This window comes from Neopararhizobium haloflavum (assembly GCF_002750855.1).
Taxonomy (GTDB): domain Bacteria; phylum Pseudomonadota; class Alphaproteobacteria; order Rhizobiales; family Rhizobiaceae; genus Georhizobium; species Georhizobium haloflavum.
In genome coordinates this window covers 63,781-89,776 of the sequence record NZ_NWUC01000004.1, presented here as the reverse complement: position 1 = coordinate 89,776, position 25,996 = coordinate 63,781, and the positions used below count along the sequence as shown (strand labels likewise).

Annotated in this window: 25 protein-coding genes; 4 read left to right on the top strand and 21 right to left on the bottom strand. The window is 62.9% G+C overall.

Features of this window, described 5'->3' with window-relative positions; genetic code table 11:
- The 10 genes from CN673_RS10420 to CN673_RS10375 form a co-directional block, all read right to left on the bottom strand.
- Positions 1–1,032: a class 1 fructose-bisphosphatase gene (locus tag CN673_RS10420; RefSeq protein ID WP_099866221.1), complete on the bottom strand. Its 1,032-nt coding sequence runs from the start codon at positions 1,030–1,032 to the stop codon at positions 1–3.
- A gap of 27 nt (positions 1,033–1,059) precedes the next feature.
- Positions 1,060–2,034, bottom strand: coding sequence for a peptide ABC transporter ATP-binding protein (locus tag CN673_RS10415; RefSeq protein WP_099866220.1), 975 nt, complete (start codon positions 2,032–2,034; stop codon positions 1,060–1,062).
- A complete protein-coding gene (locus tag CN673_RS10410) occupies positions 2,031–3,053 on the bottom strand; it encodes an ABC transporter ATP-binding protein (RefSeq protein WP_099866219.1) in 1,023 nt (340 codons plus the stop codon). The genes CN673_RS10415 and CN673_RS10410 overlap by 4 nt, the downstream gene beginning before the upstream one ends.
- Positions 3,053–3,973, bottom strand: coding sequence for an ABC transporter permease subunit (locus CN673_RS10405; protein WP_099866444.1), 921 nt, complete (start codon positions 3,971–3,973; stop codon positions 3,053–3,055). Before CN673_RS10405 ends, CN673_RS10410 begins: the two co-directional genes overlap by 1 nt.
- Before the next feature lie 40 nt (positions 3,974–4,013).
- Positions 4,014–5,018: an ABC transporter permease subunit gene (locus CN673_RS10400; protein WP_099866443.1), complete on the bottom strand. Its 1,005-nt coding sequence runs from the start codon at positions 5,016–5,018 to the stop codon at positions 4,014–4,016.
- A gap of 58 nt (positions 5,019–5,076) precedes the next feature.
- A complete protein-coding gene (locus tag CN673_RS10395; RefSeq protein WP_099866442.1) occupies positions 5,077–6,672 on the bottom strand; it encodes an ABC transporter substrate-binding protein in 1,596 nt (531 codons plus the stop codon).
- A 290-nt stretch (positions 6,673–6,962) separates the two neighbouring features.
- Entirely contained in the window at positions 6,963–7,949 is a 987-nt protein-coding gene (dgcA, locus tag CN673_RS10390) for an N-acetyl-D-Glu racemase DgcA (RefSeq protein ID WP_370853031.1), read from the bottom strand.
- Positions 7,946–8,953 carry an N-acetyltransferase DgcN gene (gene dgcN, locus CN673_RS10385; RefSeq protein ID WP_099866217.1) on the bottom strand — a complete coding sequence of 336 codons (1,008 nt, stop codon included), beginning with the start codon at positions 8,951–8,953 and terminating at the stop codon, positions 7,946–7,948. The genes dgcA and dgcN overlap by 4 nt, the downstream gene beginning before the upstream one ends.
- Before the next feature lie 84 nt (positions 8,954–9,037).
- A complete protein-coding gene (xseA, locus tag CN673_RS10380; protein WP_099866441.1) occupies positions 9,038–10,627 on the bottom strand; it encodes an exodeoxyribonuclease VII large subunit in 1,590 nt (529 codons plus the stop codon).
- A 41-nt stretch (positions 10,628–10,668) separates the two neighbouring features.
- Positions 10,669–11,622 (bottom strand): LysR substrate-binding domain-containing protein, encoded by a 954-nt coding sequence (locus CN673_RS10375; protein ID WP_099866440.1) that lies wholly within the window; start codon positions 11,620–11,622, stop codon positions 10,669–10,671.
- A gap of 261 nt (positions 11,623–11,883) precedes the next feature.
- Between CN673_RS10375 and CN673_RS10370 the strand changes: the two genes are divergently transcribed.
- Positions 11,884–12,171, top strand: a complete 288-nt coding sequence (locus CN673_RS10370; protein ID WP_099866216.1) for a YjiS-like domain-containing protein — start codon at positions 11,884–11,886, stop codon at positions 12,169–12,171.
- Between the two features lie 97 nt (positions 12,172–12,268).
- On the opposite strand, the gene CN673_RS10365 is transcribed toward CN673_RS10370, so the two are convergent.
- From CN673_RS10365 to CN673_RS10355, 3 genes are all read right to left on the bottom strand, one after another.
- The gene (locus CN673_RS10365; protein WP_099866215.1) at positions 12,269–13,024 is read right to left on the bottom strand and encodes a DUF937 domain-containing protein; all 756 of its coding nucleotides are present in this window, start codon (positions 13,022–13,024) and stop codon (positions 12,269–12,271) included.
- A gap of 100 nt (positions 13,025–13,124) precedes the next feature.
- A complete protein-coding gene (locus tag CN673_RS10360) occupies positions 13,125–14,498 on the bottom strand; it encodes a glutamate--cysteine ligase (protein WP_099866214.1) in 1,374 nt (457 codons plus the stop codon).
- A gap of 201 nt (positions 14,499–14,699) precedes the next feature.
- Positions 14,700–15,443, bottom strand: coding sequence for a 16S rRNA (uracil(1498)-N(3))-methyltransferase (locus CN673_RS10355; RefSeq protein WP_099866213.1), 744 nt, complete (start codon positions 15,441–15,443; stop codon positions 14,700–14,702).
- 86 nt (positions 15,444–15,529) lie between these two features.
- On the opposite strand from CN673_RS10355, the gene CN673_RS10350 reads away from it, so the two are divergent.
- Positions 15,530–15,985 (top strand): GNAT family N-acetyltransferase, encoded by a 456-nt coding sequence (locus CN673_RS10350; protein WP_099866212.1) that lies wholly within the window; start codon positions 15,530–15,532, stop codon positions 15,983–15,985.
- Here CN673_RS10350 and CN673_RS10345 read toward each other — a convergent pair.
- The 7 genes from CN673_RS10345 to CN673_RS10315 all read right to left on the bottom strand — a co-directional run bounded on the left by CN673_RS10345 (position 15,978) and on the right by CN673_RS10315 (position 21,804).
- The gene (locus CN673_RS10345; RefSeq protein ID WP_099866211.1) at positions 15,978–16,604 is read right to left on the bottom strand and encodes a hypothetical protein; all 627 of its coding nucleotides are present in this window, start codon (positions 16,602–16,604) and stop codon (positions 15,978–15,980) included. The genes CN673_RS10350 and CN673_RS10345 overlap by 8 nt on opposite strands.
- A 10-nt stretch (positions 16,605–16,614) precedes the next feature.
- A complete protein-coding gene (locus CN673_RS10340) occupies positions 16,615–17,259 on the bottom strand; it encodes a LysE family translocator (RefSeq protein ID WP_099866439.1) in 645 nt (214 codons plus the stop codon).
- A 93-nt stretch (positions 17,260–17,352) separates the two neighbouring features.
- A complete protein-coding gene (locus CN673_RS10335) occupies positions 17,353–18,087 on the bottom strand; it encodes a metallophosphoesterase family protein (protein ID WP_245409853.1) in 735 nt (244 codons plus the stop codon).
- Positions 18,084–18,770 carry a LutC/YkgG family protein gene (locus tag CN673_RS10330; RefSeq protein WP_099866210.1) on the bottom strand — a complete coding sequence of 229 codons (687 nt, stop codon included), beginning with the start codon at positions 18,768–18,770 and terminating at the stop codon, positions 18,084–18,086. The genes CN673_RS10335 and CN673_RS10330 overlap by 4 nt, the downstream gene beginning before the upstream one ends.
- On the bottom strand, positions 18,767–20,194 hold the full coding sequence (locus tag CN673_RS10325) for a LutB/LldF family L-lactate oxidation iron-sulfur protein (protein WP_099866209.1): 1,428 nt from the start codon (positions 20,192–20,194) through the stop codon (positions 18,767–18,769). The genes CN673_RS10330 and CN673_RS10325 overlap by 4 nt, the downstream gene beginning before the upstream one ends.
- Before the next feature lie 9 nt (positions 20,195–20,203).
- Positions 20,204–20,989, bottom strand: coding sequence for a (Fe-S)-binding protein (locus tag CN673_RS10320; protein ID WP_099866208.1), 786 nt, complete (start codon positions 20,987–20,989; stop codon positions 20,204–20,206).
- Positions 20,986–21,804, bottom strand: a complete 819-nt coding sequence (locus tag CN673_RS10315; RefSeq protein ID WP_099866207.1) for a FadR/GntR family transcriptional regulator — start codon at positions 21,802–21,804, stop codon at positions 20,986–20,988. Before CN673_RS10315 ends, CN673_RS10320 begins: the two co-directional genes overlap by 4 nt.
- A gap of 191 nt (positions 21,805–21,995) precedes the next feature.
- Here CN673_RS10315 and CN673_RS10310 point away from each other — a divergent pair, with 191 nt between their 5' ends.
- A complete protein-coding gene (locus CN673_RS10310) occupies positions 21,996–23,279 on the top strand; it encodes a DUF3422 family protein (RefSeq protein WP_099866437.1) in 1,284 nt (427 codons plus the stop codon).
- A 37-nt stretch (positions 23,280–23,316) separates the two neighbouring features.
- Here the strand turns inward: CN673_RS10310 and CN673_RS10305 are convergent, their stop codons facing one another.
- Complete coding sequence (locus tag CN673_RS10305; RefSeq protein WP_099866206.1) at positions 23,317–24,294, bottom strand: LysR family transcriptional regulator; 978 nt, start codon at positions 24,292–24,294, stop codon at positions 23,317–23,319.
- Between the two features lie 207 nt (positions 24,295–24,501).
- Between CN673_RS10305 and CN673_RS10300 the strand changes: the two genes are divergently transcribed.
- Entirely contained in the window at positions 24,502–25,992 is a 1,491-nt protein-coding gene (locus tag CN673_RS10300) for an FAD-linked oxidase C-terminal domain-containing protein (protein ID WP_370853027.1), read from the top strand.
- The last annotated feature ends 4 nt before the right edge of the window (positions 25,993–25,996 follow it).

The following is a 25,996-nucleotide window of genomic DNA, read 5'->3' as shown; positions in this document are numbered from 1 at the left end:
TCAGGCTGTCTGCTGTGAACTGGCGGCGTCGCGGTGATACGCGGCGATGACCTCGACTTCGTCGCGCGATCCCATGATGACGCTGACGCGCTGATGCAGCTTGCTCGGGGCGACATCCAGAATGCGCTCATGGCCGGCAACGGCCATGCCACCGGCCTGCTCCATGAGGTAGCCCATGGGATTGGCTTCGTACATCAGGCGCAGCTTCCCTGGCATGTCCGGCTTGCGATCATCCCAGGGATACATGAACACCCCACCGCGTTTCAGGATCCGGTGGATGTCGGCAACCATCGACCCCGTCCAGCGCATGTTGAAGTTCACGCCGCGTGGTCCGTTCTTGCCGGCAAGGCATTCGTCGACGTAGCGCCGCATGGGCGGGGCCCAGTGGCGGTAGTTCGACATGTTGATGGCGAATTCCTTCTGGCCTTCGGGAACCGTCAAGCGCTCGTCGCTCATGACCCAGGACCCCATCTCACGATCGAGCGTGAATTCGAAGACCCCGGTTCCAACCGAAAGCACGAGCAGCGTCTGCGGCCCGTAGATCGCATAGCCGGCGGCGACCTGCCGGGTGCCGGGCTGCAGGAAGTCCTCTTCCCGTACGTCTCGCCCGGATGAATCTTCCGGCGCGTGAAGGACGGAAAAGATCGTGCCCACGGACAGATCGACGTCGATATTGCTCGATCCGTCGATCGGATCGTAAACAAGGAGATATTCGCCCTTGGGGTACCGGTTCGGGATACGGTGAATCGTATCCATTTCCTCCGACGCCATTGCTGCCAGATGGCCGCCCCATTCATTGGCCTCGATCAGAATTTCATTGGCCAGAACGTCGAGTTTCTTCTGGACCTCACCTTGCACGTTTTCGGTGCCGAGCGATCCGAGATAGCCGCCCAAAGCGCCCTTGTTGACGGTGTGGCTGATGGCTTTACAGGCACGGGCGACGATTTCGATCAGAAGCCGCAACTGAGCCGGCAGAGCCTGTTCCTTGCGTTGTTGTTCGATCAGGAACTGCGTCAGTGTCGTGCGCTTCATGTCTCATCTGCCCTTTCTGGGTCGCTGTCAGGCTGCCTCGCTCTTTGCGACGGAGAGCGGGAAAAAGCAGGCGGCTTCCTGGCCGGCGACCGGTTCGAGTTTGGGCATCTCGATACGGCATTTCTCCTCCGCGCGCCAGCAGCGCGGATTGAACGGACATCCTGGCGGTGGGTCGAGCGGCGAGGGCAATTCGCCCGTCAGCGGAATGCGCTTCTTCTCGCGCTCGGGATCGGCCATCGGCGTGGCGGAAAGCAATGCGGCAGTATAGGGATGTTGCGGATCGGCGAAGACCGTTTCGGCCTGGCCGAACTCCACCGGCTTGCCGAGATACATGACCAGGATCTCGTCGGCGATATGGCGCACGACCGACAAATCGTGGCTGATGAAAAGGTAGGCGAGACCGAATTCCTTCTGAAGATCCGCAAGGATGTTGAGCACCTGTGCCTGGATCGAAACGTCGAGCGCGGAGACGGGTTCGTCGAGGACGAGAATCTTCGGGTTGAGCATTAGGGCGCGGGCGATCGCGATGCGCTGGCGCTGGCCGCCTGAGAACATGTGCGGATAACGCTCGTAATGCTCGCTGCGAAGGCCGACGCGGGAGAGCATCTCATGCGCCTTGGCCCGCCGCGCCTTGGCATTTTCCGACGTGTTGATCTTGAGCGGCTCTTCCAGGATGTCGCCGATCTTCTGGCGAGGATTGAGCGAGCCGTAGGGGTTCTGGAAGACGATCTGGATCTTGCGGCGCAACTCCTTGGAGCTCTTCGTCACCGTCTCGCCGTCGATCTCCAGTTCGCCCGAGGTAGGCGATTCGATCATCGTCACGAGCCGTGCGAGCGTGGACTTGCCGCAGCCCGATTCACCGACGACAGCCAGGGTCTTGCCGGCATTCAGCTTGAAGCTGACGCCGTTCAGCGCCTTCACGGTCGCCGCCGGACGAAACGCACCGCGCCGGACTTCGTAGTGGCGCGTCAAATCGCGACCTTCGAGAACGATATCGCTCACGTCAGTTCCTTTCTCGTCTCGTCCGTTGCGTGCGACTGGCTGGGATGATTCTGCGGTCTGCCGGCTACCAGCGGGTAGTTGCAGAGCGCCTGTCCCAGCGCTTCGTCCTGCCGCTTCACTGTCTGCCGGCAAAGATCGGTGGCAAAGGTGCACCGAGGCTCGAAAAGGCAGGCCGGGGGCCGGTCGCTTGGCCCGGGCACGACACCGGGAATGGACGGCAGCCGGTCACGTCCGCGTGCGCGCTCGGGCAATGCCGCCAGAAGGGCGGCGGTGTAGGGGTGATGCGGATCGCGGAAAAGAGCCTTCACGTGCTGTTCTTCGACCTTCTGGCCGGCATACTGCACCTGTACCCGCTCCGCCGTTTCCGCAACGACGCCCATGTCGTGCGTGATGAGGATCAGGCCCATGTCCGTTTCTTTCTGAAGTCGGACGAGGAGGTCGAGGATCTGTGCCTGGATCGTCACGTCGAGCGCGGTCGTCGGTTCGTCCGCGATCAGCAGTTTTGGCTTGCAGGCCAGTGCCATGGCGATCATGACGCGCTGGCTCATGCCGCCCGACAACTGATGGGGAAAGGTCGACAGACGGTCCTCGGGAGCAGGTATGCCCACCAGGTCGAGAAGCTCGATCGTGCGCGCCCGGCGCGCCTTGCGGTCCATGCCGAGATGCTGGCGAAGTGTCTCACCGATCTGGAATCCGACCGTGAAACACGGATTGAGGCTCGACATCGGCTCCTGAAAGATCATCGAGATGTCCTTGCCGATGATCTTGCGCCTCTGGCGTGCCGACATGGTGGCGAGGTTCTGCCCGGCGAACTGCATGCGGTCGGCGGTAATCGTCGCTGTCCAGGGCAGGAGGCCCATAAGCGCCAGCATCGAAACCGATTTTCCGGACCCGGATTCGCCGACGATGGAAAGGATTTCACCGCTGTCCACGCTGAGCGTGATCCCGTCCACGGCCTTGAACGGGCCTGACGACGTTTCGAACGTGACGGAGAGATTCTGGATATCGAGGATCGGCATCACGACCTCTTCAATTTTGGATCGAGCGCATCACGCAGGCCGTCACCCATGAGGTTGATGGCCAGCACGGTGATGAGGATGGCAAGCCCCGGAAAGGTCACGACCCACCAGGCACGCAGGATGAACTCGCGTGCCTCGGCAAGCATCGTGCCCCACTCCGGTGTCGGTGGCTGTGCGCCCATGCCGAGAAAGCCGAGCGCGGCGGCATCGAGGATGGCGTTGGAGAAGGAAAGCGTCGCCTGAACGATGAGCGGCGCCAGGCAGTTCGGCAGAATCGTCACGAACATCAGCCGGAAGCGGCTAGCACCGGCAACGCGTGCCGAGGTCACGTATTCACGCTCGCTTTCGGCCAGGACCGATGCCCGCGTCAATCTGACGAAATGCGGCTGCAGCACGAGCGCGATGGCAATCATGGCGTTGACGAGGCCTGGCCCGAGGATCGCCACCAGAACGAGAGCGAGGAGCAGGGATGGAAAGGCGAGAATGACATCCATCACCCGCATAATCGTCGTATCGATCCAGCCGCGGAAGAAACCCGCTATGAGGCCAAGAATGACGCCCGAACTGACCGACAGCACGACCACCGCGACCCCGATGAAAAGTGAGAACTGGGCGCCGAACATCAGCCGCGAGAGCACGTCGCGTCCGACAGGGTCGGTCCCCAGAAGGTATGCTGCCTTGCCGCCATCCTGCCAGGCAGGGGGAAGGAGCAGCGCGTCGCGGTTCTGGACCGTCGGGCTGTGCGGCGCCAGGACAGGCGCCAGCAATGCGATTGCGATGATGGCGAGGAAAACACAAAGACCGATGACGGCACCCTTGTTCTGGCTGAAGTAGTACCAGAATTCGGCAAGGCCGCTGCGTCGTTTCGGCGCCGAAGCCGTCGTCTGCGACGCCTCCGCCGCGTCGGGCTCTTGGTGCATGCCCGGCTTGTCTGCTTCCACATGTGTCATTTGAGTAATCCTAGTGCCGGATGCGCGGATTGATCAGGCCGTAGAGCATGTCGACAATCAGATTGACGAACATGATGATGATGGCGATCAGGAGCAGGCCGCCCTGGACGACCGCATAGTCGCGCCGAAAGACCGAATCGACCATCCATTTGCCGATTCCGGGCCAGGAGAAGATTGTTTCAGTGAGGATCGCACCCGCCAGGAGAACGCCCACCTGAAGGCCCACAGTCGTGATGACCGGAATCATAGCGTTGCGAAGTGCGTGAAGGCCGATGACGCGGCGCGGCGAAAGGCCCTTGGAGCGCGCCGTGCGAACATAATCCTCGCCAAGCACCTCAAGCATCGCCGAGCGGGTTTGGCGCGCGATGACGGCCAGCGGAATGGTCGCCAGCACCACGGTCGGCAAAATGAGATGGCTGAGTGCCGACGTGAAGGCGCCTTCCTGTCCGGAAAGCAGGCTGTCGATCAGCATGAAGCCCGTAACGGGAGGAAAGAAATACATCAGCGAGATTCGACCGGATACGGGCGTCCAGCCGAGCGTGCCGGAGAACAGGATGATGAGCAGAAGACCCCACCAGAAGATCGGCATGGAGTAGCCGACGAGCGCTGTTCCCATGACCGTCTGGTCGATCCACGATCCGCGCTTCACCGCCGCCAGAACGCCGAGCGGTATGCCGATCGTCGTGGCAAGGACGATGGCACAGAAGGCCAGCTCGATCGTTGCCGGAAACAACGTGAAGAACTCTTCGAGAACCGGCCGCTTGGTCACGATGGACGTGCCGAGGTCACCTTGGAAGAGGCCGAGCAGATAATCGAAATACTGGGCCACGATCGGACGATCGAACCCCATCTCGGCCTGCAATTCCGCATAGCGCTCCGCGCTCATTCCCCGCTCGCCGGCGAGCAGCATGATCGGATCGCCAGGCAACAACCTGATGAAGGCGAAGGCGACGATCGAGACCCCGATGAAGGTCGGGACGATCAGCGCCAGACGGGAAAGTGCGAAGCGAAACATGGCAAACACCGGGGGCGACGCATGTCACCCCCGGCACCCTTATTGATGTTGAAACGTACTATTCCGCGATGTCGACGCCGTCGAACGTCATGTCGCCGAGCGGGCTCTGGACAAAGCCGCTGACGGAACTCTGCATCGGAACGTAGACGATCGAGTGAGCGATGGTCGCCCAGGGAGCCTCTTCCTTGAAGATTTCCTGAGCCTGCATGTAGAGCTCGGCACGTTCTTCCTGGGATTCCAGCGACTTGGCATCCTGGACCAGCTTGTCGAACTCCTCGTTGCACCACTGTGCACGGTTGGCGCCGCCGACCGCGTCGCAGCCGAGCAGGACGGCGAGGAAGTTGTCCGGGTCACCGTTGTCGCCCGTCCAGCCGAGCAGAACGGCACCATCGCGGTCTTCCGCCGAAGACCGTTCCAGATACTCGCCCCATTCGTAGGACACGATCTCGACATCGACGCCGATGCGGTCGAAGTCGGCCTGGATGAGCTCGGCCATGCGGCGTGCGTTCGGGTTGTACGGACGCGAGACCGGCATCGCCCAGATCTTCATCGACAGGTCGGTGACGCCAGCTTCCTCGAGCGCGGCCTGCGCAGCTTCGGAATCGTATTCGTCATCGACGAGATTGTCGTTGTACGACCACATCGTCGGCGGGATCGGTGCCTTGGCCACGGTGCCGGCGCCCTGATAGACGGCGTCGATGATGGCCTGCTTGTTGATCGCCATGTTCAGCGCGCGGCGAACGGCAGGATCGTCGAAAGGCTCCTGCTGCGTGTTGTAGGCGAAATAGCCCACATTGAGGCCTTCCTGCTCCATGACCGTCAGGTCCGGGTTCTCCTGCAGGCTGGCGACGTCGGCCGGGTTCGGATAGGCCATGACGTGGCATTCACCGGCGACAAGGCGCTGCTGGCGGACGGAAGCGTCGGTCGTGATCGCAAAAACGAGATCGTCGATCGCTTCAACGCCGTTCCAATAGTCGTCGAACGACTGGTAACGGATCGTCGCGTCGGTCTGGTAGGCGACAAACTCGAACGGGCCGGTGCCGATTGGCGCCTGGTTCAACTGCTCGGGCGTGCCGGCTTCCTGCAACTGATCGGCATATTCCTTCGACATGATCGAAGCGAAGGGCATGGCGAGGTTGGCCAGGAACGGTGCATTCGGCTCGGACAGCGTGAACTTCACCGTCATGTCGTCCACCTTCTCGATGGATTCGACGAGGTCCGGCATCGACATGGAATTGTAGTATTCCCAAGACGCGCCGGAAACATAAGCGTTATAGGCGTTTTCTTCGTCGAACTGACGCTCGAACGAGAAGACCACGTCGTCCGCATTGAAATCGCGGCTCGGCGTGAAGGCATCATTGGAGTGGAACTTCACGCCTTCACGCAGCGTGAAGGTGTATTCCAGGCCGTCTTCCGAGACTTCCCAGCTCTCTGCAAGGCCCGGCTCGGTCTCGGTCGTGCCCTTCTTGAATTCGAGAAGACGGTTGTAGATCGGGTGGGCCGAAGCATCGAATGTCGTACCGGCCGTGTAAAGTGCCGGATCGAAGCCCTCGGGCGAGCCTTCCGAGCAATAGACGAGCGTCTTTGCCTGGGCTGCAGCACCGAAGCAGGCCACGAGCATGGTCGTTGCCATCAGCGTTTTGAGATTCCTCATGGATACGTTCCCCTGTTTGGTTGGGTAGAAGTGTTTTTTGAACGCCTGAACAGTGTCGTTCCGGTGGAGAAAACGGCCGCTTGGCAGCGTTCCGGCAACGAGCAAACGCCAAAGTCCGGCGAAATGCAACGGGAATCAGGCCGGATTTTGTGGCGAATGAAGATAACGTAAAGGAAGGTCGCAAGAAAATTTCAAGCTTGAAGCATCTGTCGATTTAATCGGTCGAAATTATTGCGCCGCAGCATTTCGAATGTGTGGATGATCCGCTCGATCGACTCTCGGATCAGGCTTCAACCCCACAAATCCGAGTCTGGTGGATGCATGATCGAGCCGTCATATCGGATCGCGCAGTCCCGGTCCTCGGCCAGCAGCAGTGGGCCGTCGAGATCGACGAAGGCAACGTCCTGGGCAACCAGAAATGCCGGTGCCATCGCGAGTGACGAGCCGACCATGCAACCGCTCATGATCGAGAAGCCCGCCGCCTGGGCCTCACGCTTCATGGCTAGCGCCTCGGTCAGGCCGCCCGTCTTGTCGAGCTTGATGTTCACCATGTCATAGCGCCCCTTGAGTGCGGCGAGCGAGGTGCGGTCGTGGCAACTCTCGTCGGCGCAGACCGGGAGCGGACGGGCGATCTCGGCCAGTGCCTCATCGGCGCCGGCCGGCAGCGGTTGCTCGACCATGGCCACGCCGAGCTTGATGAGATGCGGGGCGATCTCCTCGTAAAGATCGGTGGTCCAGGCTTCGTTGGCGTCGACCACGATCGTCGAAGCGGGCGCGCCCGCCCGAACCGCTTCCAGCCGCGCGATGTCGCCTTCGCCGCCAAGCTTCAGCTTCAGGAGAGGGCGGTCCGCGCTTTCGGCAGCTTTCGCGCGCATGGTCTGTGCGTCGGCCAGCGATAGTGTGAAGGCGGTGGTCACAGGTTTCGGCGCCGAAAGGCCAGCCAGAACATGCACCGGCTTGCCGCTGATCTTGGCTTCCAGGTCCCAGAAGGCGCAGTCGAGGGCGTTGCGCGCAGCGCCGCCCGGCAGGCGGTCCTGCAGGCCGAGGCGATCGAGCCGCCCCGCGGCGATGTCATCCGCAACACCCTCCAGATTGGCCATCACGCCGTCGACGGTCTCGTCATAGCGCGCGTAAGGCACGCACTCGCCGCGGCCCGTGACACCGTCCCTCGACAGTCGCGCCGTCACCACCCGCGCATGGGTCCGCGATCCGCGAGAGATGGTGAAGACGTCTTTCAACGCGAAGGAATCGGCGCTGAGTTCAAGGCGCGTCATCAGTTCCGTCCGCTCGCCAGCGCTTCGACGAGCCGCTCGGCTCCGTGCCGGTAGGGATCGACCGTGGGAAGGTTCATCCGCGCCTCGATGTCCTTGACCAGCGTGTGGGCTTCGTCATCGTCAAGCGCGGCCGTGTTGACGGATATGCCGGTGACCCGGCATGCCGGGTTGACAATCCGGGCCATCGCCAGCGCCGTGTCGTGCAGGTCTTCCAGCGAGGGCAGCGAATAGCCGGGCAGGCCGCGCATATGCGTTCGTGTCGGTTCGTGGCAGAGCACCAGCGCATCCGGGGCGCCGCCGTGGATCAGCGCAAGGGTGACGCCTGAGAACGAGGGATGGAAGAGGCTGCCCTGTCCCTCGATGATATCCAAGTGATCATCGTCATTGTCCGGCGTCAGCCATTCGATGCTGCCTGCCATGAAGTCGGCGATCACCGCATCGAGCGGCACGCCTTCGCCCGTGATGAGTATGCCGGTCTGGCCGGTGGCGCGGAACGTTGCCTTCATGCCCTGCTTGGCCATCGCCCGTTCCATGGCGAGCGCCGTGTACATCTTGCCGACCGAGCAATCGGTGCCGACGGCCAGGCAACGTTTGCCCGTGCGCTTTTCGCCATTGGCGATCGGATATTTTACGGTCGGGACACGGACATCGTGCAAAGTGCGCCCATGCTTTTCAGCCAGCCGCACCAGCTCCGGTTCGTCTCGCAGCAGATTGTGAAGTCCCGAAGCGAGATCGAGCCCGGCCTCAAGTGCCTCCGACAGCACGGAGAGCCATGATTTGGAGATCACACCGCCGCGGTTGGCGACCCCGACCACCATTGTCTTCACGCCGGCTGCAACGGCCTCGTCGATCGTCATGTCCTTGAGTTTCAGATCCGCCTTGCAGCCTTCGAGCCTCAACTGCCCGACTGCATAGTCGGGCCGCCAGTCACGAATGCCTTGCGCCACCTTGGCTGCCAGAGGATCGGCAGCGTCGCCGAGGAAAAGAAGATAGGGGGTTGGGATCATGGACGATACTCGGATGTTGCTGGATCATGGCAAGGGTAGCGCGTGCGCCGGAAGGTGCAATGGCAGAAGCCGCGTTCCGGTTCTTCAGAACAGCGAGCCCTGCACAGGCTTGCTCGGCTTTGCTCGCTTCGGTCTGGCTTTTTCGCCGCCCGTGCCGTCCGCACCCAGCGTCTGTGCCTGAATCGTTCCGTCCGAAAACTGCAGCGAAACGGGCGAGTCAGCTTCGATCTGGCTGGCGAGGGGGACAGGACGGCCGCTTTCATCGCGGACGATCGCATAACCGCGCTTCAACACGTTCTTGTAATCGAGGGATGCGAGGACTCGTATCTGTTCGCCCATCAGGCTGCGCCGTCTTTCGAAGAGTCGCTCCATTGCCCGGTCGCCGCGCAGCGCGCGCGCGGCGATCGTTTCACGGGCGCGCTCTATCCGGATTTGCGCTGGCCGCAGCGTCAATTGCGAACCAAGGCGCCGCATGTCGGCGCCCGCGCGGTCGAGCCGGCGCTCGACGATGCGCTCTGCCCGGACGGCCAGGTCGAGCACGCGCCGGCCCCTGTCCCGCAACCGGGTTTCCAGTGCGCCCGGCGTCAATTGCGCCGCACGCGCCTCGAAGGCGCGACGCTTGTTGAGCGTGTTGAGTTCGAGCGCCCGGCCCAGTTTGCCCGCCGCTTCGTCGAAACGGCGCCGTGGCAGGGCGAAGAGCATGTCGATGGAGGGAAGGGCGCGGGCTGTCTGCCGCAATGACTGGCGGCGTTGGTCGAGATGGCGCGACACGCAGCCAGCAAGGCGGGCGCCATACTGCGCAAGGGCCGCCTCAAGATCTGCGCGGACGGGCACGGCCATTTCCGCAGCTCCGGTCGGTGTCGGCGCCCGGCGGTCCGCAGCATGGTCGATCAGCGTCCAGTCGGTCTCATGGCCAACGGCTGAAATCAGCGGGATGGCAGAGGCCGCGGCGGCCCTTACGGCAGCTTCGTCATTGAAGCCCCACAGGTCCTCCAGACTGCCGCCCCCGCGCGCGACGATGATCAGATCGGGCCGGGCGATCGGGCCGTCGACAGCCAGCGCGTTGAAGCCGTGAATGGCGTTTGCCACCTCCATGCCGGTCGTCTCGCCCTGAACGCGCACCGGCCAGACGACGACATGCACCGGAAACCGGTCCCTTATTCGATGCAGGATATCGCGGATCACGGCGCCGGTCGGGGAGGTCACGACCCCGATCACTTTCGGCATGAAGGGCAGAGGCTTCTTGCGGTCTTCGTCGAACAGGCCTTCACCGGCCAGCGTCTTGCGGCGCTCCTCCAGTAATGCCATCAGCGCACCGGCGCCGGCCGGTTCCAGTGACTCAATGACGATCTGGTATTTCGACGAGCCTGGATAGGTCGTGACCTTGCCGGTCGCGATCATTTCCATGCCTTCTTCGGGCTTGAACTTCAGCTTGGAAAACGCTCCACGCCAAATCACCGCCTCGATCCGTGCGCGGTCGTCCTTCATCGCGAAATAGGCGTGACCCGAGGAATGCGGCCCCCGATAGCCGGAAATCTCACCGCGGATGCGGACATGGCCGAACGCGTCCTCCACCGTGCGCTTGATGGAGCCGGAAATCTCGCTGACGGAGTATTCGGTGATGTTGGAGACCGGCGCGGACGCCGGCGAATCGCTCGAAAAGAAGTCGGTCATCGCGTCATTGCGCCCGTTCGCTGCCGGCCGGTCAAGACCGATCACCAGCCCGGCATCATGTGTCCAGGGCGAAGACGCGCGCTACGCAGCGGTTGGTATCCCGGATCGACCTCTTCCTTTGCCGCGATCGGCATCGGCGTGATGTTGTCGAGGCTGGCGGAGATATGCTGCGTGATGGCGTTCATCAGCGATGCCGGCACGCCCGGCCGGCGCATGATGCCGATCTGGGCCGGTGCAAGGGGCGGAAAGCCGTCGGCGGGCGAAAGAATGCGCATGCCGGGGCGAAGCGCGGCTTCCGGAAGCAACGAGACCGCAAGGCCCGCAAGCACAGCCGACGCCACGACTGTCGAGGACCAACTCGTGAACAGGATCTGATATTCGCGGTCGACCGAGTCGAGCGCGGCGCAGGCCAACTGTCGCCACTGGCAATTGCGGCGGCCGACGGCGAGCGGCAGCGGCGTCGTCTCATGCGCCGTGTGGCTGGCCGAGGTGACCCAGTAGAGTGGTTCGGTCCGCACCACCTCCGACTGACGAAGCCGCGGATTGTGGGTGACAAGCGCGATATCGAGTTCACCGCGCGCCATTTTCTCGCCGAGGTCGTTTGAAGACTCGCACACGATATAAAGCTCGACATTCGGGTTCGATTTGGCGAACCGCGCGATGATCTCGGGAAGGTAGCGGTCGGCATAATCGTCTGGCGTGCCGATCCGTATCAGGCCTTCGAGGCGATTCTCGTCGAACGCCGCCAGCGTCTCTTCATTGAGCCGCAACATGCGCCGCGCATACACCAGCAGCTTTTCACCGTCTTCGGTGAGCCGGTTGGAGCGCCCATCCTTGACGAAAAGCGGTTTGCCGATCCGCTCCTCCAGTCGCCGCATCTGCATCGATACCGCCGATTGCGTCTTGTGCACGCTTTCGGCGGCCCGGGTGAATGATCCGGCATCGACAATGGCGGCGAAGGTTCTGAGCTGATCGATATCGAGCGGCGCGGGCATGGCAACACCATCATGAATATTGATGCTTATCATTAGAAACATTCGCTGGAACGATCAATGAATTTCTGCGATCACCAGCCTGTTCACTTCCGCAGAAATGCGTCTCGCAAAGCTCGTGCCCGTCGCCTTTGAGGTCGCCGGGGGCGTCAGCCTGCGCGCTGGCGGGAAGTGGGGGAAGGCATCACGAGAGCACGTGCCTTCGCCAGCCTGAACGCTCTCTGTCACGGCGCCGGATGGAAACCGGCGCGAAGGAGCAATGCCATGAAGACGATCGATACCCGCCCCGACCTCGATATCGCCCCCGCCCGGATCACGTTCGCGATCTTCGCGAAAGCGCTCGGCGTGCGTCTTCTGGTGCTCCTGCGCGCGCTGCGCAATCGGCGCGAGGTCATGAACCTTGAAGACTTTACCGAAGACCAACTGGCTGACATCGGCCTGACACGTGAAGACGTCGACCGATCGCTGGCAACCCCGTGGTACGCCGATCCCTCCACGCAACTGACGCGGTCGGCCTGGCAGCGGCGGTCGCACCTGCGCCGCCTTGGCTGACATTCAGGCGTTTCCCCGGCGCGATCGTCGAGCCCTCTGTGATCGCGCCCCTCGCATGCCCTGCGCCGCCCTGCCGCGTGGGGCATGCCCTTTTCGATCACCGATGCCGCTGCATGCCTTCCAGATACTGGTTGACGATCGCTTCCATCGACTTCTGATAGCCTGCCTGAACCTCGCGCCCCGCTTCGAACATCTGTCCGAACACTGCATCGCCTGCGCGGGGATTGCCAGCGGGTGCCCCATCGGAGGCGTCGCGTGGCGCGGCGAACATGGCATCCATCATCTCGGCAAAGGGGTTGGGGAAGGGCGAGGGCTTTGGTTTTTCAGGCAGGTCCGTCCGTCCACTCGCCTGATAGCGGATCATCTGCTTCAAGATGTCGCCGATGACGTTGCCCGATTGCGGCGGAGCCGACGCCGATGGTTCGCTTGCCTCACCCATCGCCTGTTTGAAAAGGCCACCCATCAGCACATTGGCCACGACGGGCAGCATCGCCTTCAGCGCCTCCGGTCCGATGCCGGTCGCCTGCGCGGCCTGGGCGGCGATCTGGCGGCTGAGGTCTTTCGAACCGAAGAGGTGCCCCAGGATGCCGTTGCCCTCGCTGATCGCTTGCGGCGTGAAGGCTGACTGAACATCCTCGAAATACCGGCGATGGTGTCCCTCTGCCAATGCGGACAGAAAGTCCGCCATCGGCTGAGGCGCGGCGGTGTTGCGTTTCAATCCGGCAGAAAAGGCTGGCGCGAGCGCGGCGATCGCATCGGCCATCTGGCGATCGTCCAGACCGAACTGTCGTCCCATCTGGCGCAGGGCCTCGCCCTGTTGTGCCTGGCGAATCATGTCGTAGATCGGCAGCATCGTCTGTCCTCCCGCTGAGCTGTGGAAAGACTATAGGCCGATGACGGGATGAACGAAACGATCGCGGTCAGACCGTTTCACGCTGGCGGGCGCAAGCGGCCTAGTAGGCGTACTCGTCGAAGACCGGTTCGACCGAGCCGTTCCAGCGCCCGTGATAAAGCGCCAGCATTTCCTCAGCTGCCGTCTGGCCGCGCGCCACGATCTCTTCCAGGGGCGCCAGGAAATGCGTTTCGTCATTGCCGTCTTCGTTGAGCCGTCCGCGGTCTCTGAGGCCCTCATGCGCGATGCCCAGAAGGTCGCGGCACAATTGGTGCAGTGATTGACCGGCCACCGATGCATTCAGTCCATCGGTGGGAACCGCATCGCGCAGGGCGTTGACGTCCGCAAATGTCCAGTGTCGGGTGAGAGCGTCGGCCGCGTCGAGCGCTGCCGGGCTGTAGAGAAGTCCGACCCAAAAGGCCGGAAGTGCGCAGATCTTGCGCCAAGGCCCGCCGTCAGCGCCCCGCATCTCCAGGAAACGCTTGAGCCGCACGTCAGGAAAGAGGGTCGACAGGTGGTTGGTCCAGTCGCCCATCGTCGGCAGGCCATCCGGCAGCGCGTCCTTGAGAGCTCCATCCATGAACTGGCGGAACGTCACATGCGTGCAGTCGTGGTACTTGCCGCCGCGGGTCACGAAGTACATCGGAACGTCCAGCGCCCAATCGACATAGGGCTCGAACCCGAAGCCGTCTTCCATCATGAAGGCGTGCAGACCGGCCCGCTGGTTGTCCGTGTCGCGCCATATGTCCCCGCGCCACGACAGCAGTCCGTTCGGCTTGCCTTCGGTAAAGGGAGAGTTCGCGAAAAGGGCGGTCGCGACAGGCTGCAGCTTGGTCGAGACGCGCATCTTGCGCACCATGTCGGCCTCGCTGGAAAAATCGAGGTTTACCTGGATCGTGCAGGTCCGATACATCATGTCGAGACCCTGGCGACCGACCTTCGGCATGTAGTTGGTCATGATCTCGTAACGCGACTTGGGCATGCGGGGTGTCTCTGCCAGAGACCATGTCGGACTGCCGCCAAGCCCGAGGAAATGAATGCCCAGCGGTTCGGCGATTTCCCGCAGCTGCGCAAGGTGGGCGTTCGACTCGCGGCAGGTCTGGTGGATGGTTTCCAGCGGTGCGCCGGAAAGCTCGAACTGTCCGCCAGGTTCCAGCGAGATCGCGCCTTGTCCCGTCGGTTCGACGAGCCCGATGATCCGGCCGGCATCCATGATCGGCTCCCAGCCGAGCATCCGGGCCATGCCTTCAAGCAGTGCCCTGATGCTGCGTTCGCCGTCATAGGGAACAGGGGCCTTGTCCCCAACGAAGAAGGCAAACTTTTCGTGTTCCGTCCCGATACGAAAATCCGCTTCCGGCTTCGAGCCGGCTTCGAGATAGGCAACGAGTTCGTTCTTGGAGGTAATCGGGGTGAGATCGGTCGTGTCGCGTGCCATGCAGTTTCCGGTCGGCCTTCTCACCATTCATGCGCGGCCTACCGATAACGGCAGAGCTGGCGTTTGAACGACAAGACAATAGTGCTATGGCCCGTCGGTTTGCAGGCCGTCTCATTCGCCCGTTGCTTGGACCATAAGGCGCGCGCCGCGCAAGCGAAAATCGTTGAACGTCTCGTCAACGTTATTTGTTCGCGACAAACCCTAATCCGTGCGCCAGTCTCCGAGCGTCGCCTGAACGATCGCCATGGCCGCGACAGCGGCTGTATCGGCGCGCAGGATTCGCGGGCCGAGCGGGATTGCAGTGACGAAGGGCAGAGCGTTGAGCATCGCGCGCTCTTCGTGCGAAAATCCGCCCTCGGGGCCGATCAGTACGCCCAACTGTGCATCCTCGATAGCTTCCAGTATGCCGAGCGGATTTGTGGTATCGTCCGCCTCGTCGCAAAAGATCAGGCGGCGGGCCTCGGGCCAGTCGGCTAGGAGGTGTTCGAGTTTCACCGGCTCGCGAACGGTGGGCAGGCTGAGGATGCCGCATTGTTCGGCGGCCTCGCGCGCATTGGCGGTCACACGGTCGAGGTTTACGCGTGTGACCTGTGTGTGGTGGGTCAGGACCGGCTGCAACACACCCGCACCCATCTCCACGGCCTTCTGCACCATATAGTCGAGCCGACCCTGTTTCAGGGGCGCGAAGACATAGTGAAGGTCGCATGGCGCAGGCTGCGTTCGTGTCTTCTCAACGGGCACGAGCGCGCCGCGCTTGCGGCTTGCCTGTGACAGCCGGACCAGCCATTCGCCGTCGGCACCGTTGAAGGCCAGGAGCTCCGCACCGTCGGAAAGGCGCATCACATTGGAAAGATAGTTGAGCTGGTCCTTGTCGAGTTCGACAGCCTGCCCTTCAGACAGTTCGGCACCGACGAATACACGCTGCATCTTGAAGTTCGCTCGCATGCGAATGGGATGCACGAGATGCTGCCGACTGACAAGAAGGACCGCCGTGATTTGACCGCACGGCGTCAGGGCTGCAGTCTTGGCTGATGATCGACCTGAAGATAACGCCGGCCGCCACGCAGGACCGCGCCGCCGTCGAGGCACTCGTCGAGGCAGCATACCATCACTATGTCGCGCGCATCGGCAGGCCGCCGGGTCCGATGCTGGACGATTATGCCGCCCACATCGCCGCAAATGCCCTCTGGCTCGCTCACGATGAAAAAGGCCTTGCCGGCCTTGTCGTGCTGCTCGAAGGGGATGGACATCTTCTGCTCGACAACGTGGCGGTGCATCCGACCCGGCAGGGCGAGGGCATAGGCAAGCGGCTGATGGCCTTCGCCGAATTTGTGGCAATCGACCGCGACCTGCCGGAAATCCGCCTCTACACGCACGTCGCCATGACGGAAAACCAGGCGATCTATCAGCGGCTGGGCTATAGCGAAACACACCGGATACGCGAAAAGGGCCTGGACCGGGTCTACATGGCCAAGCGTCTCAACTAACGACAGCGGTCTCGTGCAGCGCCGGATGATAGCCGGCGCGCAGCGCCGCCACGGTGGATGGCGGGGTCAGCATGACGGTTAGGCCGGTCGGCCGGACGTCTGCATCGTCGTAGCCATGAAACGACCATCGCCGAAAACGCCCGCCGATCACCAGATACGTTTCCCGTTCGCATCCGATCATTGACCCATCCGGCAATTTCTCGGCGGCCCTTGCGTCAATGGCGGCCGGTTCGTGGCCGGCCGCTGTGCGTTCGCAGTGCAGTCTGCTGTCGATCTGGCCGGCAAGCGCGCCATCAAGGTCGTTGCCTGATCGAAATGCGTCGGCAAAAGCCTTTGCTCTTGTCCTCTGGCATTCGAAACACGGACGATGGCCGGCGGCAAGGGCAGTCGCTTCATCCAGAAAGAAGAGTTCGGTGTAGCCGGTGGGCCCCATGACGGTGCGGCTGCGTCCATGGAAGTCCAGGAGGCAGATGATCCAGGCCTTGGAGGCCCAGCGCCGCGCCGTCAACCGGCGGCTGTCCGGTTCATGGATCCGTCCTCCGCGATTGCCCATGAACATGCCGCGTGCCGGCGATGCATGGATCATGCCGAAGGGATCGACCCGGTTCTGCAGCGCCATGAAGATCGTCTCAGGCGCGGTTGGTCAGCAGTGTGGTCACGCCCGCCATGACCAGCATCGCACCGCCCGAGCGCGTGATGACCCGCAGGACACCGGGACGGGCGATGGCATCGCGGGCGCGGTTGGCAAGCAGGATATAGCCGTAGATGTTGGCCATCGCGATGAGCACGAACGTCGCGACAAGCATGGCAGCCTGTGGCGCGAAGGCACGGCTCGTCTCGATGAACTGCGGCAGGAAGGCGACGAAGAAGATGATTCCCTTTGGATTGAAGAGGGTGACGAGGAACGCCTCGCGCATCAGCCGCAGCCGGCTGCTGGATGCGTCCGATGGGGTGTCATGGACGGCATCGAAGGCCGGAGAGGGGGCCCGGCTGCGCCACATGCGGATGCCGAGATAGATCAGGTAGCCGGCACCCAGCCACTTCACCGCCGTGAAGACGGCAGCCGACGTCGCAAGAAGTGCGCCAACGCCGATGACCGACAGTGTTGCCGCGCCCAGATCGCCGAGACCGACCCCAAGAACGCTGGCGAGTGCGACGCGCCGGCCATGGACGAAGGCCTGCGTCACGACGGTGATGACGGTCGGTCCGGGAATGATGATCAGCAGAAAGCTGGCCATGGCGAAGGCCAACAACGTCTCGAATGAAACGGGCATGGGTGCGCTCGCGGGATGAATTGTGAAGATCGGCCACATCAAGCCATTGCACGCTGATGAATGCAACCCTCAGAGCGCCAGCCTGAAGCAGTTTCAGCGCGAAACCGTGATGACGTCCCTGCGGTCGTCTTCGAGCACCAGCCCCGCCAGGGACTCGCGGATATAGACGCCGGTGTCGATATTGATCCGGTTCGCTCTGAAGTCGACCGCGGGCTGAGGTGTGTGACCGTGCACGACGATCTTGGGGTGCGGGCCGGTCCAGTCGAGAAATGCGTCGCGTATCCACATCAGGGCGCGGGGCGATTGCTTGGAAAGCGCAACGCCCGGTTCGATGCCCGCATGACAGAAGAAATAATCGCCAAACGAGGCAGAGAAGGGTCGCTCGGCAAGAAAGCGCGCGTGAATGGCTGGTACGGCCGCGCGAAAAAGCCGGGCGGTTCGCTCGAACGCGGGTCCCGGCGCCAATTCCAGTTCCACGCCATAGGAACGCGCGGTTGTCTCGCCGCCATTGTGCGCGAAGACGCTGATTGGCTGGGGCTCCTGCAGGAAGTCGATCATGCCCTGATCGTGATTGCCGCGCAGAGCGATGATCCGGTCATCCTCGGCAAGCCGTCTCAGAAGGAAATCGATGACTCCCTTCGCGTCGGGGCCGCGGTCGACATAGTCGCCGACATGGACGATGCGCCAGTCGGCGACCGGTCGTGCGGCGAGATCTGCCGCGATGCGCTCATGCATGGCGCGTAGGAGGTCGGCATAGCCATGAACGTCGCCAATGGCGTAGATGCGCATCCCCGGAGGCGCGCGGGCCTCTGAAAGTTCGATCGTCACCGGTCTTTGGCCGGATCGACCACAACGATGTGAAGCGCCCTCGGGCCGTGCGCCCCGAGCAGAATCTTCTGCTCGATGTCACCGGAGCGCGAGGGACCCGTCACGAAGTTGACGACGCGCGACATCTCGCCCTTGCCAAAACGCGTCCTCACGCGGTCCCAGATGCTCTCCATGTCACCCTCGACGTCATCCGCATGGATCACGACGATGTGGTACTCGGGCAGGAAATTCAGCGTGGTCGGGTTGTCGCCGCCGGCAGTGAGGGCGAGCGTTCCCGTTTCAGCCACGGCGGCGAAGGCGTGGCTCAGCCCTGCCATGTCGCTGCCGTCGGTGGGCCCCTTGAGGATCTCCAGCGTGCGCTCGCTCAGCCAGTCCGCCGCGCCGAGCCGTGCGTCGTCACCCATCCGGATCGCGGCCGGCAGGTTGCGCTCGCGCAGATAACGGCTGACGCTGTGCGGCAATTCGCTGTAGTCGCCCACGGTCTCGACCGTCGCATTGACGCTTTCGGCCTGCGCCCGGAAAAGATCAATCCGCTCGTTGCGCGGCAATTGTCCGCGCTGCGGCACGATCCCGCGCGGCGCCCCAGAAAGCCGGGCCTCCACCACCTCGCGACGACCGGCAGCCTCGCCTTGGGAGCCAAGCGCGGTGCGCACGCGGGTCAGGATATTGTGCTTTGCCGTCATGGTCGATGCGATGCCTGGTGTTTTCGGTATTGCTGCATGAATGTCGGGCCCTCCGGCGCCGGCAGGTCGCGGTGGTCCGTCCATCCGCCCGCAAGCGGCAGGGCGCCCAGGCGGTGCCGCTTGCCCGCAAGACGTGAAAGCAGCGGCATGGCGAGCGATACGGCTGCCCTGTAGAGCTTTGGCCGGCGGGCGAAGAAGGCCCAAAGGCCAAGGCCGTAGCGGCTTGCCCTGGCGCTCAGGTGCTTTTCGAATTCCTGCTCGCGCCAGTGCCGCATCATCTTCGGCAGCGGAATGCGCATCGGGCAGACCGCCTCGCACCGCCCGCAGAACGTCGAGGCATTGGGCAGATGTCCGGCCTTGTCGATGCCGTTGAGCGAGGGGGTCAGCACCGCGCCCATCGGACCGGGATAGACCGACCCGTAGGCGTGACCGCCCACGGCATGGTAAACGGGGCAGTGGTTCATGCAGGCACCGCAGCGAATGCAGCGCAGCATGTCCTGATATTCGGTGCCCAGCATCGATGAGCGCCCGTTGTCGAGCAGGATGACGTGGTATTCCTCCGGCCCGTCCGGGTCGTCGGGTCTCTTTGGGCCGGTCGAGAAGGTGGTGTAGACGGACATGTCCTGACCGGTCGCCGATCGGGCGAGCACCCTCAGAATCTGGCTCGTGTCCTCAAGCGTCGGCACGATCTTTTCGATCGACGCAACGACGACATGCACCTTGCCGAGCGTCTGGGTGAGGTCGCCATTGCCTTCATTGGTCACGATCACTGACGAACCCGTCTCGGCAACGAGGAAGTTGGCTCCGGTGATCCCGACATCCGCCTCGAAATAGCGCTGGCGCAGCACCTCCCGCGCTTCCGACAGGAGCGCCGTTGGTTCCGTCAGGTCCCTGAACTCGGGCAGATGCGTGTGCACGCGCCGGAAATCGCCCTCGACCTGGTCCTTGTTGAGGTGAACGGCCGGCGCGATGATGTGGCTCGGATGCTCGCCCCGCAATTGAATGATGTATTCGCCGAGGTCGGTCTCCACCGGCTCGATGTCGTGCTGCGAGAGAAAATCGTTGAGTCCGATCTCCTCGGTGATCATCGACTTGCCCTTGGTCACCGTGCGCGCGCCACGCCGTTTGCAGATGTCGAGCACGATGTTGCGCGCATCGGCCGCCGTTTCGGCCCAATGGACCGTTCCGCCCGCCGCAGTCACCCGCGCTTCATAGGTTTCCAGGTAGAGGTCGAGATTGGCGAGCGTGTGATCCTTGATCGCCTTGGCGTTGTCGCGCAGGCTCTCGAATTCCGGCAGCGCGCCCGCGGCCTTGGCCCGCTTGTCGATGAAACCCTTCTCGACATTGCCGAGCGCCTTTTGCAGTTGCGCGTCGACCAGCGCCTTGCTCACATGGCTCTTGAACTTGTGGGACGTAAGTTGCATCGCGCGTTCCTATTTGGCCCTGCCGGCGATCGGCGGTGTGTCGGTCAGCCCGGCCAGCACCTCCGCGACGTGGCGGACCTCGGTTGCGGCGCCCTGGCGGCGCAGCTTGCCCGCCATGTTCATCAGGCATCCCATGTCGCCGGCAAGCAGCAGATCCGTTTCTGCGGCCTCGATGTTGGCGGTCTTCTTGCCCACGATATGGTTGGAGATGTCGGGATACTTCACGCAGAATGTCCCGCCGAACCCGCAGCACACTTCGCTGTCGCCCATCTCCTTCAGCTGGATGCCGTTCATCGAGGCCAGCAGCGCCCTCGGCTGCGCCTTGACGCCGAGTTCGCGCAGCCCCGAGCATGAGTCGTGATAGGTCACCGACGCTTCGAGCCGCGCGTCGACGGACGAAACGCCCATCACGTCGGTCAGAAAGGATACGAGTTCGTGGCACTTGGCGGCAAAGCTCTGCGCGCGCGCCTGCCATTTCGGGTCCCCGTCGAAAAGGCCGGGGTAATGCTTGCGCAGCATCGAGGCGCATGAGCCTGAAGGCGCCACCACATAGTCGAACGCTTCGAATGCCTCGATGACCTGCTCGGCGATCGCGCGCGTGTCCTTTCGGTCACCCGAGTTGTAGGCCGGCTGGCCGCAGCAGGTCTGCGCGTTGGGAACATCCACCTTGCAGCCGGCATTTTCCAGCAGTTTGAGGCTGGCAAAGCCGACGCTCGGCCGGAACAGGTCGACCAGACACGTGACGAAAAGGCCGACATGCGGCGGTGAGCCATTTGTTTCTTGTGCGCCTGTCACTCGGCCGCCTCCGTATTTTCGTCCCTGTCGTGTCCGGCCACGGGGCCGGTGCGCTGGCGCAGCCTGAGACGCGCGATACGCTCCCAATCGCCGGTGCGCTCGGCCTCATGCATCGCAGCCGTCACGAAATCGATATGCGCCTCCGCTGCCGTGCGGGCCGCATTTGGATCGGCCGAAACAACAGCTTGTGCGATCGCGAGATGCTGCTGGAGAAGCTTCTCCCGTGCGCCGGGCAGTCCGTAGATCAGCGAGCGATTGTAGAAGACGCCGTCGCTGAGCAGCCGGTAGCATGAGCGAAGCGTGTGGAGAAGCACGATGTTGTGCGCGCATTCGCCGACGGCGTTGTGCAGCTCGACGTCCAGTTCGGCTTCCTCGGCAAAGTCGCCGCGTTCGTGAGCCGCACGCATTCGATCGATTACCGTCGTGAGCATCGCGCGGTCGGCCGGTGTGGCACGTCGGGCGGCGAACGAGGCCGTCATCGCTTCGATCTCTCGGCGGTATTCGAGATAGTCCAGCGTCGCCTTGCGGTGTTTGGCGATGAGCGCGATCAGCGGCCGGGCAAAGACCTGCCCGATGATGTCGGCGACATGCGTTCCCCCGCCAGGTCGGGTCACCAGCAATCCGCGTGCTTCGAGGTCCTTCAACGCCTCGCGAAGAATTGGCCGCGATACCGCGAGGCGGCGTGACAATTCCCGCTCGCCCGGCAGCCTGTCGCCGACGCGCAGCACGCTGTCGAGAATGAGCCGTTCGATCTGCAGCACGACTTCGTCGGCCGTTCGGCCGTGCGCCACGCGATCGAAGATCTCCGCTGTCATCGTTGAACTCCAGACGGCAGTCTTTTCCGCCAGGTCGAACGTATCAATTCGGTCGAAAGCTGGTCAATAATATTATCCAGTTGCGCCCGGCGCGGTGCCGGGGCCCCACAGCGCCAGCCTGTCGCACTTGCCTGGCGGGCCGCGCGCACAGCATAGTGGAGGAAATGGATCAGGCAGGTGGGCGGATCGACGTGGGCAAGGGCAGTTTCGGTTTTCCGGTCGCCGATCAGCGCGCCAAGGCGCTCGGCGAAATTCACGCTCGGCCATCGCCGCTGATCGAGGCGCCTCGGCTGATCGTCCAGCTCGCCTTCATGACCGATGGTGGCCAGGGTGTCGACCAGGCCGTTCTCGGTGAACTCGCGCGTATGCGTGGTCTGGCCGCGCCGCAGAAGGATGCGCGTCACCATGCGATGACCTGGGGCCGCGGGACGCTGCGTTGGGAGCGCCATGCCGAATTTTCCACCTATGCCTGGGAAGGGCCTGTCCCGAGCCGATTCGGCGGCCCCATCGATGGCCATCCCTTCGGCGACGGCTTCAACCCGCCCGGCACGCTCATCTCCGGTGTGCGGCTTGAAATTAGGCCCTGGACCGACGCGACCGAGCGGGCGATCACGATCTTCGACCCGGCAAGCCTTTGCTACTCGCTGGTCGAGGACGACCGCGCCGCCGCCGTCACGGATTTTCGTCAGGACAAGGACGGTCTGACACGGATCCTCGTACTGGATCGCGGGCTCTCGCCGGCACGCGCCGGTGCGTTGTCGCAGCGTCTTATGGAGGTTGAGACCTACCGCACTCTCGCCATGCTGGGTCTGCCGCTCGCCCAGTCGCTCTCGCCGGAAATCCGCCGGATCGAGGACGGGCTGACCGAGATCACGCAGCGTATGCGCTCGGAGGCGCGGGCGGAAAGCGATGCGCTTTTGGAGCGGATATCGGGCCTGGCCGCCGAATTGGAGGCCAATGCGGCGGCCGGCCTCTACCGGTTCGGTGCCACCCGCGCTTATGACGGCATCGTGGAAGAGCGGTTGAATGCGTTGAAGGAACATCCCGTAGCCGGTTACGAATCCTGGGGCACCTTTCTGCGGCGGCGCATCGCGCCGGCCATGCGCACATGCCGATCGCTCGAGGAACGGCAGATCAACCTGTCCCGCAAGCTCGCCCGCGCCACGACGCTGCTGCGAAGCTGGATCGATGTCGAACTGGAAAAGCAGAACAGCGCCCTGCTGCAATCGATGAACCGGCGCGCCAAGCTTCAGTTGCGGCTGCAACAGACGGTGGAGGGCCTGTCAGTCGCGGCCATTTCCTACTATGTCGTCGGTCTTGTGTCCTATCTAGCAAAGGCGCTCTACGAATGGGGGCTGCCGCTTCGGCCGGAGATCGCAACGGGCGCCGCAGTCCCTGTCACCGTTCTCGCGATCTGGTGGATCGTCCGTCGGATCCGCCGCCATCACGAGGAAGAGGACAGGGCAGGGGCATGAATCCGCCCTTGAGCGGCCTGCACAAACATAAGGACGCCTAGAGGACCGGGTCGATTGGCCGGGCATCCGCATCGCGTTCGGCCTCGATGGCGTGGTCGCCGCGGCTTTCGATCGCGGTTCCCTTGTCCCAGTAGGGTGTTGGTCCGAAAAGGTCGGCGAGAAAGTCGATGAATACCCTGATCTTGGCCGGCAGGAAGCGTCGGCTGGCATAGACGGCATGGACCGCCACGTTGCGCGATCCTTCGAACTGCGGGAGCACGCGTACCAGTTTCCCGGCCGCAAGCTCTTCGCCGATGTCCCATGTCGAGCGCAAGGCGATGCCGACGCCGCCGATGACGCATTCCCGTACCACTTCGGACGAATTCGTCAGCAGCGGTCCCGAAGGCCGGTAGACCAGCGGCCCGTCGGTCCCGTCCAACCTCCATGGTTCGCTGTTGTGCGAGGGGATGCATAGATGTGCGTCGAGATCGGCGATCGTCGATGGTAAGCCGCAGCGCGCGATATAGAGCGGCGAGGCGCAGAGGATACGCTTTACCGGCGCGAGCTTGCGGGCCACGAGGCTCGAATCGGAAAGCTCTGCGATCCGAAGCGCCACATCGTAGCCGTCTCCCACGATGTCGACGAAATCGTCGCTGAGCACGAGATTTATGGCAAGATCCGGATTGGCCAGCATGAATCGATTGATATGCGGGGCAATGTGCATCCGTCCGAAAGAGGTCGGCGCGGACACTTTCAGCGTGCCGCGCGCCAGCGCCGAGCGCCGCGACACGAAGGCTTCCGCTTCCTCGATGCCAGCGAGAATGGCGATCACGCGCTCGTAGAAGCCATGGCCCGCCTCCGTCAGGGATATTTGCCGCGTGGTGCGCTGCAAGAGCCGGGTACCCAGCCGATCCTCCAGCCGCCTCAGCCTTTTAGATACGACAGCCGGCGAGAGCCCAAGCTCGCGCCCTGCCGACGACATGCTGCCGGCAGCGACCACGCGGGCGAAGATTTCCAGATCGCCGAGATTGTTCATGGCTCTGTCTGCAATGGAATTGCCTTGCCCTCTATCCCCTTTACGCCGGGGGCTCCTGCTTGGATTTGCCCGATCACGACGCTAGTCATGAATTCGCATGAAACCGCTCGGATATGAAATGAGTCAAAAGACACATTGTCGCGAGCGGCTGTCATCTGGTAAAAAATTTTCACCAGTCAGGCCATGACCGACGGAGGAGACACCACGATGCTCAAGATGCCGGAGCAGGATTCAGGCGTTGTCGCGCGCCGTGCAACGATCGTGTCCGACCTGAGGGACATCGTTCCCGGCGAGGGTGTCGTCGATACGCTGAACGAGATGCGCGCCTTCGAGACAGACGCGTTGACAGCCTACCGGCAGATGCCACTGGTCGTCGTGCTGCCGGAAACCGTCGACCAGGTCAGTAGAGTCCTTGCCTACTGTCACAAATACGGCATCCGCGTTGTCCCAAGGGGCGCAGGCACCTCGCTGTCCGGTGGCGCGTTGCCGCTCGGCGACGCGGTGCTTCTCGTCATGTCGCGATTTAATCAGGTGCTGGAAATCGACTACCCGAACCGGGCCGTCGTCGTGCAGCCGGGCGTGACCAACCTCGGCATCACCCATGCCGTCCAGGAGGAAGGCTTCTATTACGCCCCGGACCCGTCGTCGCAGATCGCCTGTTCGATCGGCGGCAACATCGCGGAAAATTCCGGCGGCGTGCATAGCCTGAAATACGGCCTCACCACCAACAATGTGCTCGGTCTCGAGATGGTGCTGATCGATGGTGATGTGGTGCGCATCGGCGGAAAGCATCTCGATTCCGAAGGCTACGATCTGCTGGCGCTGATGACAGGCTCCGAAGGCCTGCTCGGCGTCGTCACGGAGGTCACGGTTCGCATTCTCCAGAAGCCGGAAACGGCGCGTGCGGTCCTTGTCGGCTTCCCGACTAGCGAGGAAGCGGGACAATGCGTCGCCGACATCATAGCCGCGGGAATTATACCCGGCGGTATGGAAATGATGGACCGTCCCGCGATCCACGCCGCCGAGGACTTCGTGCACGCCGATTATCCCCTCGATGTCGAGGCGCTGTTGATCGTCGAACTGGATGGACCGGAGGCCGAGGTCGACCATCTTCTGGCCGAAGTGGAGGCAATGGCCTCGCGCAACGGCGCATCGACCCTCAGGGTCTCCCAGTCGGAGGCCGAACGGGCGACATTCTGGGCAGGCCGCAAGGCAGCCTTTCCAGCGGTCGGTCGCATCTCGCCCGACTATTTCTGCATGGACGGGACCATCCCCCGCAAGGAATTGCCACGCGTGCTCGCCGGGATGCGCGAGCTGTCCGAAAAGCACGGCCTGCGCGTCGCCAACGTCTTTCACGCGGGCGACGGCAACCTGCATCCGCTGATTCTCTATGACGCCAACAAGCCGGGCGAATTGGCCGCGGCGGAAGCCTTCGGTGCCGATATCCTCAGACTGTGCGTCGCTGTCGGCGGGGTTCTGACGGGGGAGCACGGCGTCGGCGTGGAAAAACGCGATCTGATGCCCGAGATGTTCAACGAGGACGACCTTGATCAGCAGATGCGCGTCAAATGCGCATTCGACGAAAAGCATCTGCTGAACCCCGGCAAGGTTTTCCCGCAGTTGAAGAACTGCGCGGAAATGGGCCGCATGCATATCCATCGCGGCCAACTGCCGTTCCCCGATATTCCGAGATTCTGACAAG